General features: G+C 38.8%; 8 protein-coding genes. 4 read left to right on the plus strand and 4 right to left on the minus strand.

Annotation, left to right across the window (positions count from 1 at the left end):
- Positions 1-2: 2 nt before the first annotated feature.
- Both DRW42_RS02350 and DRW42_RS28650 read right to left on the minus strand, forming a co-directional pair.
- Complete coding sequence (locus tag DRW42_RS02350; RefSeq protein ID WP_113947241.1) at positions 3-3,188, minus strand: SusC/RagA family TonB-linked outer membrane protein; 3,186 nt, start codon at positions 3,186-3,188, stop codon at positions 3-5.
- A gap of 169 nt (positions 3,189-3,357) precedes the next feature.
- Positions 3,358-3,498 (minus strand): hypothetical protein, encoded by a 141-nt coding sequence (locus DRW42_RS28650; RefSeq protein ID WP_158544259.1) that lies wholly within the window; start codon positions 3,496-3,498, stop codon positions 3,358-3,360.
- 163 nt (positions 3,499-3,661) lie between these two features.
- Here DRW42_RS28650 and DRW42_RS02355 point away from each other — a divergent pair, with 163 nt between their 5' ends.
- On the plus strand, positions 3,662-4,681 hold the full coding sequence (locus tag DRW42_RS02355) for a LacI family DNA-binding transcriptional regulator (protein WP_113947242.1): 1,020 nt from the start codon (positions 3,662-3,664) through the stop codon (positions 4,679-4,681).
- A gap of 227 nt (positions 4,682-4,908) precedes the next feature.
- On the opposite strand, the gene DRW42_RS02360 is transcribed toward DRW42_RS02355, so the two are convergent.
- On the minus strand, positions 4,909-6,138 hold the full coding sequence (locus DRW42_RS02360; protein ID WP_113947243.1) for an MFS transporter: 1,230 nt from the start codon (positions 6,136-6,138) through the stop codon (positions 4,909-4,911).
- 170 nt (positions 6,139-6,308) lie between these two features.
- Between DRW42_RS02360 and DRW42_RS02370 the strand changes: the two genes are divergently transcribed.
- On the plus strand, positions 6,309-6,752 hold the full coding sequence (locus DRW42_RS02370) for a MarR family winged helix-turn-helix transcriptional regulator (protein WP_113947245.1): 444 nt from the start codon (positions 6,309-6,311) through the stop codon (positions 6,750-6,752).
- A 46-nt stretch (positions 6,753-6,798) separates the two neighbouring features.
- Entirely contained in the window at positions 6,799-7,635 is an 837-nt protein-coding gene (locus DRW42_RS02375) for an MBL fold metallo-hydrolase (protein WP_113947246.1), read from the plus strand.
- Between the two features lie 642 nt (positions 7,636-8,277).
- Here the strand turns inward: DRW42_RS02375 and DRW42_RS02380 are convergent.
- Positions 8,278-8,790: a glutathione peroxidase gene (locus tag DRW42_RS02380; RefSeq protein WP_113947247.1), complete on the minus strand. Its 513-nt coding sequence runs from the start codon at positions 8,788-8,790 to the stop codon at positions 8,278-8,280.
- A 418-nt stretch (positions 8,791-9,208) separates the two neighbouring features.
- On the opposite strand from DRW42_RS02380, the gene topA reads away from it, so the two are divergent.
- Positions 9,209-11,773: a type I DNA topoisomerase gene (gene topA / locus DRW42_RS02385; protein ID WP_113947248.1), complete on the plus strand. Its 2,565-nt coding sequence runs from the start codon at positions 9,209-9,211 to the stop codon at positions 11,771-11,773.
- Positions 11,774-11,798: the final 25 nt, after the last annotated feature.

Raw genomic sequence — 11,798 nt, forward strand, 5'->3', positions numbered from 1 at the left:
TCTTAAAATTGAACGTTTAAACCAAAATTGTACACCTTTGATGTTGGATAAATCGATTGCAATGGAAATGCAGTATTAATGGTGTTTACGTTTTCAGGATCGGTATAAAATTTATACTTCGTCCAGGTGTAAAGATTCTGCCCTTGTAGAAAAACCCTCACATTGCTTAACTTTAATGCGGTGGCCCACTCTTTAGGTAAGTTCCACGCAAATTCTACGTTTCTGATTTTTAAATAAGAAGAATTCTGTAAGGTAAAATCGTTTAAAGCATAGTTTAAAGATGCTGTTCCTCTTGCGTGTATAACCGGCCAGGTTGCAGTTGCTGCAGTTGCCGGTGTCCACGAATCGAGCATAAAAGGATACATCTGCTGGCCATTGTTCTGTTCGTTCAAAATTACATTCGAGCTTACGTTTCCAACACCCTGAAATAATACGGAAAGCGAAAATCCTTTGTATAAAACACGTGGACTAAAGCTATATACATACTCTGGAGTATTGGTATGCCCGATTGCTTTTTGATCTAAACTGGTGATAATGCCATCGCCATCTAAATCTTTAAATTTTAAATCTCCCGGAATCGGAGAATAACCCTGCAATTTTGGAGAAGCAGCAATATCAGCCGCCGACTGGAAGAAACCATCTGTTACATATCCAAAAAACTGACCTACACTTGTTCCTTTTCTTATCAACGACGGAGGTAAACCATCTGGTTCATCATTTTCCACAATCCTGTTTTTCGCATAACTCAACTGAGCATTTAAACCAAGGGTTACACTTCCAACCTGTTTCTGGTAATCGAGTTCAACCTCGTAACCTTTGTTGTAAACAATACCTTTGTTGAAATTCGGATAAGTATGCCCATACAGAGCTGAACCACTTAGAGATGGCGTTAGGATATCTCTTCTGGTTTCATCAAATAAATCAACCGTAACCCTTAAATTATCTTTAAATAAACGGGCTTCAAAACCAATGTTGCGTTTGGTACCGGTTTCCCAGGTTACTATCGGGTTTCCAAGATCGTTTCCGGTAGCACCAAAAAACTGTGGATCCCTGATTAAAATGGTTGGATAATTGGTAATGGAATTTGGGTTTCCGAATGGCGCTACCTGACCGCCAGCCGTAGTAGAGGTGTAAGTAGAATAACTGGTTAAGAATAAGAAACGGCTATCCGAAATTCTGTCGTTACCAACCAAACCATAACTACCCCTGATTTTTAAATATGATAGAATATCATTCTTTTTCCAGAAAGGCTCATTGGTTAACGTCCACCCTGCCGATATTGCCGGGAAGAAACCATAACGCAAACCCTGGGCAAAATTTTCTGATCCATTGTAAGAAGCATTGAACTCTGCGAAATAACGTTCATTATAATTATAGGCAACGCGACTGGCAATACCTTGTGATGCTTTTGGAGGAGCGGTAAATGCAGTGGTACCTGTTGATTTAATCAACTGTCTTGTACCCAGTAATAAGGCACTCACATTATGTTTTCCAAAATCACGGTTATAATCAAAACCCGCCTGTAAATTCATATTGGTGCTGCCTTCAGTAACCCCGCCATCTTGTACGGCACCTAAAGGCTCATCACGGTTACGAGTATCGGTTGATAAAGTAGCTTCGCCGGTAGCCGGATTATATACATATGCCGCCCAGTTGGCATTTCTTCTTTCGGTATTGTTATAATAAGAATCGTAACCAAATACTGTTTTAAAACCTAATCCTTTAGTAATAAAACCTAATTTATAATTCAGGTTAAATGTGCTCTCGATGGTATTGTTATCATCATTACGTGTTCCAAAGCGTGTTAAAACCGCATAAGGATTCCAGATATTGGTACCCACATTAGGGTTAGCTGTAATTCTGCCATCAGGTAAAGTAACCGGATAAGCATAAGCCGGAACCTGGAGAATACGCGAAATCATTCCTTCAATCGTATCATAAGAGAATGCAGAAGAGGATCTTAAACCTGCTGGCTGATAACGGTTGGCAAAACGCCCGCCTAACTTAATTCCAACAGTAAAATCTTTATTCAGTGTTAAATCTACGTTCGAACGGAAATTATAGCGGTTATAATTTGGTACCGTATTAATTCCGTAAGGAGAATCAAACTTTTTGAAAATCCCGTCCTGAAAAGCATAACCTGCCGAAACAAAATATTTGGCAATTCTTGTTCCGCCATTGATATTAATATTATGCTGTGTTTGGGAATAATATTTTTTGGTTAAATAATCAAACCACTGCACATCAGGATAACCGATCGGGTCTGATTTATCCCTGAATTTCTGGATCTCCGCATCCGTAAAAAATGCAGGTTTACCATCATTCAGGTAAGATTGATTTAACAAAGTGGCACTTTCTAAAGCCGGAAGACCAACCGCCAAACCGGTATAGGTTTGCAACGCATAATTACCGGTGTAAGTAACTTTTGGCGCACCGATTTTTCCTTGTTTAGTCGTTACCACAATAATACCATTGGCACCGCGGATACCGTAAATTGCTGTTGCAGCAGCATCTTTCAGTACATTGACCGATTCTATCTCATTCGCATCCACATCCGAAAAACTCGGGCGTTCTACACCATCTACTACCACAATGGCCGCATTATTAGCACCATAGGTGGCAACACCCCTCACTTTAAGCTGTGCACCATCAGCACCAGGCTGTCCGCTGGTTTGTACTGCCAATAAACCTGGTAAACGACCTATTAAACTATTGGTTGGATTTGGTGTTGGCGATTTCATGATCTCTTCAGAATTGATCTGCGCAATAGCGCCTGTTAAAGTAGATTTTTTCTGTGCACCATAACCCACTACAACTACCTCATCCAAACCCTGTGAGTTATCTTCCAGCAAAACGGTTAATGTGCTTTTACCGTTTACAGCAACTTCTTTGGTGATATAACCAATGTAAGCAAAGGTTAATGTTGCATTATCTGCCGCCTTAATCGAAAATTTACCGTCATTATCTGTTACCGCACCTACCTGGGTACCTTTTACCCTTACACTAACACCGGGTAAAGTTGTTCCTTTACTATCTTTTACACTACCGGTTACCGTACCCTGCGCAAAAGCGCTAAACGACGAACTGATCAGGACGAGAAAAGTTAAGGTATAAAGAACTTTATACCATTGGAATTTCTCAAATCCAACGCCGTTAAAAGTCTTCTTCAAATTGTAAAGTCTATCCATAATTGTTATAAAATATTAAATCTATTCGGTTAAAATTTAATGCTGAGTTAATATCAGGACAGGTAGATTTACATGGGTAAATCCATTAAGTCCATTTTAAATGTTTGTATCATATTGCCTTTCCGGAATCAGATTGGCGTTGGTAGAAGAAGATGAAGGTTATTAAGTGCTACGCATCTTTAGGATTGTATGATTTTGTCTTCGAAGCGTAATATTTTGTAGGGATATTGAAGTTGTTACCTCCAACTAAACCTGATACTCCAGTTAAAGCCCTTTTAAAACTGAAGTAAGTGTGGGATGATTTCATCATGTTTATTTGGTTAGTTTGTGTTCGCGGTAACGAATTTAGAAAAGCTAAAAAGATAAAACTGTTATTAAATAGCTTAAAACGCGATAAAATCCATTGAAACTACATTTCAAACGTTTGAAATAATTGCGTTTTTTTTCTTATCTATGCATTGAGATTGGAAAAGATGACGAACAATACCCCTGTTACACTAAAGTTCTTGGCTGAAAAGTTAAAGATGTCAGTATCAACAGTATCGAAAGCCCTTAATAATTACCCCACCATTAACGAGTACACGAAGAAACGTGTACAGGAAATGGCCCGCGATCTGCATTTTACACCAAATAAATCGGCGATTAATTTAAAGGAAAAAAAATCGCGTATTATTGGTATTATCTTACCCAACCTTTTAGACCACTTTTTTACACGCAGTATTTATGGCGTAGAACAATTTGCCACACAAAATGGATACAATGTTATCATCAGCCAATCGCATGATGACCTTGAAAAAGAAATCCAATCGGCCAATATGCTTTTAAGAAGCCGGGTTGACGGTTTAATTGTGGCCATTTCGAAACAAACGCAGGATTTTGCACATCTTGATCAATTTGAACAAATGGGCATACCCGTAGTGTATTATACACGGAACCCGAGTTTTAATTTAAGCTGCCATAAGGTATTGGGCAATACTTTTCAGGGCTGCTACCAAGCCACTAAATTTTTGATTGACAGGGGACATAAAAAAATTGCATATCTGGGCGGCCCAAAGATGATCAATTTTACGCACGACCGCTTTAATGGCTATATTAATGCTTTAAAGGATAACGAAGTACCTTTTTCTGCTGAGTTGGTGGCTTATACCGATTTCGACAAGGAAAATACGATTTCGGCCATCAGTAACCTTTTTGCCAACCCTGAGAATATGCCCACGGCTTTGGTGGCGTTTAAAGAACCAATTTTATTCGACGCAATTAAATACCTGAGGTCTATTAACCACCCTAACTTTAACGATATAGAATGTATTGGTTTTGGTAATACATCTTTTATAAGTTACCTCGATTCGCCACCCGTTGCTTCGGTGGAAGAAAACCCTGAGTCGGTTGGTGAAAATGCAATAAAGTTACTGCTTCAGTTAATCAACAAGGAAATTGATATCCAGAACTACCAAAAGGTAATGGTAGATTGTAAGCTGATTGTGCATAAATGATAAGCGTTTTGCGGATTGCGTTTGGCGTTATATCACGCAATCTTCATGCGAATCATCTAAAAAAAAGTCCGTCATTCCGAGCGGATGGCATTTGGCGTTTCATCCTAGCGATCGTCATGCTGTCCCGAAAAATTCGGGATCAGCATCTTTCTTGCATATTAGACCCTGAAATAAATTCAGGGTAACGGCCCCTTATATTAATACTTCAAAAACAACTTAACGAGTCACTAATTCAACGACATTGCACTGCCTTTAAACTGATTCCTGTGCCTCTCATTATAAACAAAAGCAGCGACAATCAATAAACCGGCAACACCTTCAAAAGCTACAACCACCTGTGTACCGAAAAGATGCGCCAGATAGCCCATTAACAAACTTCCAATCGGTAATACCCCCTGGTAAGCCATAATATAATAACTTAATGTCCTGCCCCTCATTACATCATCCGCATGCGTTTGCAGATAAGTATTGATGGATGAAGTTTGTGCCATTAAACCCAAAGCAGCCAAACCGGTACAAATCAAGGCCAATACCAACGATGGAGATATTGCCAGCGCCACTACCGAAACAGCCAGTAGAATACCCGATAACATTACTATTTTCTGCAAGTTCTGGCCTGCTTTTAATGTGGCCATATAAATGGCTCCGAAAAATGCTCCAAATCCGGCCGCACTTTCGAACCAGCCAAAAGTTGTGGCATTGCCGTTAAATATGTCTTTAGCAAAAACAGGCAGTAGTGTAGTAAAAGGAATGACCAATAAACTTGAAGCAGCCATCATTAATACCATGGAAGCCAGATCAGGCGAAGATTTTAGATAATCATAACCTTTTTTCAGATCCATCCATATATTTTCATTCGATTTCTGGTGTTCGGTGAGTTTTAATTTCATCATTACCATACACCCAAGCACGGCAATAAAACTGACAAAATTGATCAGAAAACAGATATCCTCACCCAAAGTACTCAAAATCACACCTGCCAGTGCCGGCCCGATTAACCTTGCCGCATTAAACATAGAAGAGTTAAGCGCAATCGCATTTGGTAAATCTTCTTTATCATCAATTAAATTTACCATTAAAGATTGTCGCGCTGTTACATCAAAAGCATTTACCAGCCCCTGTACCAGCGAAAGTGCTGCAATCCAGAACATATCATATACTTTAAACCAGATCATCAAAGCTAAAGCCCCTGCCTGGAGCATCAGGATTACCTGCGTAATAACCAATATTTTATATTTATTATGCCTGTCTACATAACTCCCGGCGTAAGGCGCAAGCACTAACGAAGGGATTAAACTTAAAAAAGTAATTAAACCCAGCAAAAATGCCGACCCTGTTAAACGGTATACCAGCCAGCTGATGGCTACACGCTGCATCCATGTACCAATTAATGAAATAGCCTGACCTGTAAAAAATAACCTGTAATTATAATGCCTTAGTGAACGAAAAATACTCATGTTTAAAATAGTAAAGTAACTTTACAAAAGTATAAAAATTTAGCCAAACCATAAAACCAAAAAAGAACACTTTTATCAGTTTAAAATCATAAATTAAGGGTTTCATAAAATGAAAATAGATTACGATTAAAATTAAAAGCTTATATTTGTAAAGTTTATTTACCATTAATATGCCTACTCAAACACAAGAGATTGCAGCGAAATTAAGAAGCACGGTAACCCGCTTAACCCGCCAGTTGCGCCGCCAGAACGTAAGTTCGGAGTTTAGCAATGCCGAACTGTTAACCATGTCGCTACTGGAACAGCATGGCAAATTGCTATCTACTGAGCTGGCCGATATGGAAAGGGTATCTAAACAGGCCATTTCACAAATCATAAACCGTTTGTATGATGCAAAATGTGTAGAACGTTTTCCGAGCGAAGAAGATAAGCGCAAAGTATTTATTGGTTTAACCAAACTGGGCGAAAAACACATTATTGCCAGCAGGAAGATTAAAGAGGAATGGCTGGCGCAAACACTCGAAAAAATATTTTCTGCAGAAGAAATCAACCTGATCCAGGCTTTTCTTCCGCTCCTTTCGCGCCTGGTAGAACACAATGGAACAAGAGTATAACATTACTTTTTCTTTAAGCAAATAAGCCTTATCTTGCAGACAGAAAATGGCACTATATTTTACATCAATAAATTCGGGGAGTAACGGCAATTGTTACTATGTGGGGAACGATAACGAAGCCGTTTTGGTTGATGTTGGCTTAACTTGTAAAGAAGTAGAAAAACGAATGGCCCGCCTAGGCTTATCAGTAAACAAAGTTAAAGCAATCTTTATTTCCCACGAGCATAGCGACCATATTAAAGGCCTGGCTGTTTTTGCAAAAAAATATAAACTCCCGGTGTACATCAGTATGCCAACATTAAAAAGCAGCAGGTTGTTGCTGGATGCCAGTTATACTTTTCCTTTAAAACATTTACAGCATATCCGGATTGGCAATTTAAAAATCTCTGCATTTTCCAAATTTCATGATGCAGCAGATCCTTACAGTTTTACCATTGAGTGCAATGATATCAGGGTTGGTGTTTTTACCGATATTGGTGCCGTATGCGATCGCCTGATTACACATTTTAAAAGCTGCCATGCAGCCTTTTTAGAAGCCAACTACGATACAGAGATGTTGCAGAACGGCCGTTATCCCTATTTTTTAAAAAGAAGGATTATGGGCGGACACGGGCACCTCAGTAATGCCCAGGCGCTGGAGCTTTTTATGAACCACCGACCTGAATATATGAGTCATTTACTGCTCAGCCATTTATCAAAAGATAATAACGATCCTGAATTGGTTGAAAGCTTATTTAAAAGCGTTGCAGGCGATACTTTTGTTAAAGTAGCTTCGAGATATGAAGAAACGGAAGTTTTTTACGTAGGCGGAAGTCAAAACAACGTTTCAGCTTACTCTTTTGCTCCTAATCTTTACCAGCCTGAACAACTAAATCTGTTTTAACACAGTAAAGTCAAAAACAAGCTGCATTTTTGTTACAAATCTGCTTATTTCATGCGTTTTGCGGTATCTACCTTGATATCATACCGCGAAAATGCTAAAAGATCTAAATAATTTAATTTTTCTAAAAACATTTTATTTAAACAGGAGTTATATATATACTTCATAAATAGTTTGTTTGGTTTATTTGGGGCTTATGGATTTAAGCCCCTTTCTTTTGCCCTAAAATTTCCAGTTTACCAACAATAATATATAAAATGATCGTTATTGCAGGGGCCAGTTAGGATTCCGCCATAAATAAAATGGGAATGTATCCTGCAGGTAAGGTTTAATATTTTGCATCAATTAAACTAAGATAGACTTAGGTGCCTAAGGGGCTTAATCTATTTATCATTTGATAATAATTAAGTTGTGAATGTTCCATTTGTGTTTTTACATATTTTTTTGATCATATAAGGGATATAAGCATCATATAAGCTTAAATGTCTCATATGCTAAAAGCAAATCAGAATAGCAATCTGCATTTAATGATCATAAAAAAAGGCAAAATGGTTCTTCACCACTTTACCTTTTTAAATTATTTAAAGAAAGACTATTCCATCATTGCGCCCACATTTCCCATCTCACATCTTCCATTTTTCATCCTTACAGGTTTTTAACGATTGCTTCGTCTGTAGGTTTTGTTTTAGAACGGAAACGGTGTACCAACTCTCCTTTTTCGTTGATCAGGAATTTTTCGAAGTTCCATTTAATATCACCCTGCTCTTCAGTATTGGTTTGCGAGGTTAAATATTTAAACAATGGACTGATGTCATCACCTTTTACACTGCTTTTTTCGGCAAGTAAAAAGGAAACGTTGTATTTTCCGGTACAGAATTCTTTAATCTCTGCATTGGTAGAAAATTCCTGACCGCCAAAGTTACCTGCCGGAAAACCGATCAATACCACTTTTTTACCATACTCTTTCTGAAGTTTCTCCAAATCTTCGTATTGGGGGGTGAAACCGCATTTAGAAGCCGTGTTAACAATTAGGATTTTTTTACCCTTAAATTTAGATAACTTGATTTCTTTACCATCAATGGTTTTAAAACTGAAATCGTAAACATTCTTTGGTGGCGACACCAATAAGTTTAATAAGATTAAAATTGTGCTGATCATTGTTGTTTTTATTTTTATATACGAATATAGGTACAAATCGGTTGCCTTGATGTAATGTGGCTGTAAATAATATGATGGACGAGGTAAAAGGCATGATGGATTAGCAGCCCCCTCATTTATAAACCTGATAAAGCGGAAAGCCCGGAGCGAGGAACGAGTGAGGACTTGAAGCGATAGCAGGACTACCGGCCGCCATTAAAACAGAACCATGCCTTTCCAAAAAAAATATATCGAATAAAGAGTTCGTCGTTTTGCCGATATTAACCTGCGAGGTCCTGGATACAACATTAAAACTTTATTAAAATCACCGTATAAATCAACATAGTTTACTAACATTTAATAAAAAAATCGTATAAAAATCCACACAGGTTTGGATTTATGCTTTAATTATAGCTTTATTTGCACAAAAACGTATTTCATGGCAAAAAATTTACTGATCGTCGAGTCACCTGCAAAAGCTAAAACCATTGAAGGATACCTGGGAAAAGATTTCCTGGTGAAATCCAGCTATGGCCATATCCGGGATTTAGTGAAAGGCGACATGGCGATTGATATTAAAAATAATTTTGCCCAGACCTACGAAGTACCCGCCGACAAGAAAAACGTTGTTGCCGAATTAAAAAAACTTGCTAAGGATGCCGAAATGGTATGGCTGGCATCCGATGAAGACCGCGAGGGAGAAGCCATCTCGTGGCACTTATTCGAAACTTTAGGCCTTAAAGTAGAAAAAACAAAACGCATTGTTTTCCACGAGATCACCAAACCGGCCATTTTAAAAGCAATTGATAGTCCGCGTGGAATTGATTATAACCTGGTAAATGCTCAACAAGCACGCCGTGTTTTAGATAGATTAGTAGGTTTCGAACTTTCTCCGGTTTTATGGAAAAAAGTAAAACCATCACTGTCAGCAGGCCGCGTACAATCTGTTGCCGTACGTTTAATAGTAGACAGGGAACGCGAAGTTTTAAACTTTAATGCAGCCGCTGCTTATAAAATTACCGCACAATTTTCAACAGGTAAAGGAAAAGAAACGGTAAAGGCAGAATTGCCACAACGTTTTGAAAGTGAAGCGGACGCCGAAAAATATCTTCAGGATTGCGTTAATGCCAAATTCGACATTACCAGTTTAGAAACACGCCCTGCGAAACGTAATCCTGCCGCCCCTTTTACCACCTCTACCCTGCAACAGGAAGCTTCGAGAAAATTAGGTTTTTCGGTAGCCAGAACCATGCAGGTTGCACAAAGATTATATGAAGCGGGTAAGATTACTTATATGAGGACTGACTCTGTAAATTTATCTGAAACGGCTATAAATGCCGCTGCCGCTGAAATAAAATCGGCCTACGGTGATAAATACCATCAGCCAAGGGTTTATAAAACTAAATCTGCCGGAGCGCAAGAGGCTCACGAAGCCATCCGCCCTACTTATTTCGACAGGCACACAGTTGACGGCGATATTTCAGAGAAACGTTTGTACGATCTGATCTGGAAACGTTCTATCGCCTCGCAAATGAGCGAAGCTTTGTTCGAAAAAACAACGGCACAGATTACGGCTTCAACTCGTAAAGAGCATTTGGTTGCCGAAGGTGAAGTTTTAAAATTTGATGGTTTCTTAAAAGTTTATTTAGAATCGACAGACGACGAAGAAACTGAAGAAAAAGAAGGTGGTGCAATTTTACCTCCTTTAGCCAAAGGACAGGAATTATTTTTAAAAGAAATGCAGGCCACAGAACGTTATTCACGTCCACCTGCAAGATATACAGAGGCCAGTTTAGTTAAGAAATTAGAAGAACTTGGCATTGGCCGTCCATCTACTTATGCACCAACCATTTCTACGGTACAAAACCGTGGTTATGTGGTTAAAGAAGACAGAGATGGTAAACAGCGTAAATTTACTTCTATCGTTTTAGCCGATGGACAGGTAAAAAAAGAAACCAAATCGGAAATTACCGGTGCAGAGAAATCAAAACTCTTCCCTACTGATATCGGTGAGGTCGTAAACGATTTCCTGGTTGAGCATTTTAAAGGCATTGTTGACTTTAACTTTACTGCTAAAGTTGAAAAGGAATTTGATGAAATTGCACAGGGTTTACAGGAGTGGACCAAAATGCTGCACTCGTTTTACAATCCTTTCCACAGTGAAGTAGAAACAACATTAGAAACCGCTGAACGTGCTACCGGCGAACGTTTATTGGGTTTAGACCCTGCAACGGGTAAAAACGTATACACTAAAGTAGGCAAATTTGGTCCTTTGGTGCAGATTGGCGAACTCGACGAGGAAGAAAAACCACGTTATGCCAGTTTAATGCGTAATCAATCGGTGGCCACCATTACTTTGGATGACGCACTCGAACTGTTTAAACTTCCGTTCCAGTTACCTGATTTTGAAGGCAAAGAAGTAGTGATTGGTGTTGGCCGTTTCGGGCCGTATGTAAAATGGGGCGAAAGTTTCATCTCCCTTCCTAAAAACGAAGAGCCTTTATCGGTAACTTATGATAGAGCTGTTGAAATTATCCGCCAGAAAATGGATGATGACGCACCAATAGCTTACTATGAAGGTTTAGGCGTTACAAAAGGTAAAGGCCGTTTTGGTCCGTTTATTAAATGGAACGATCTTTTTATCAATATCCCGGCAAAGGGTTACGATTTTGATAACCTTACGCAGGAAAACATCGATACTTTGATCAGCAAAAAAGTAGAGAAAGAAGCAAACAGATACATTAAAACCTGGGATGCAGAAAAAATTTCAATCGAAAATGGCCGCTGGGGACCGTTTATCCGTTTTGGCAAATTAATGCTGAAATTGAGAAACAATGAAGCCACCAAACAGAAATATACGCCCGAAGAACTGGCAGATATTGATCTTGAGGTGGTAAAGAAAATGATTGTGGAGCAGGTACCTAATGCTTTCGAAACGAAGAAAAAAGCACCTGCAAAGAAAAAAGCAGCTCCGGCTAAAAAGGCAGTAGCGAAGAAGAAATAAATCTAAGATTAAAGGATTTTTGGAT

This window comes from Pedobacter miscanthi (genome assembly GCF_003315595.1).
GTDB lineage: Bacteria > Bacteroidota > Bacteroidia > Sphingobacteriales > Sphingobacteriaceae > Pedobacter > Pedobacter miscanthi.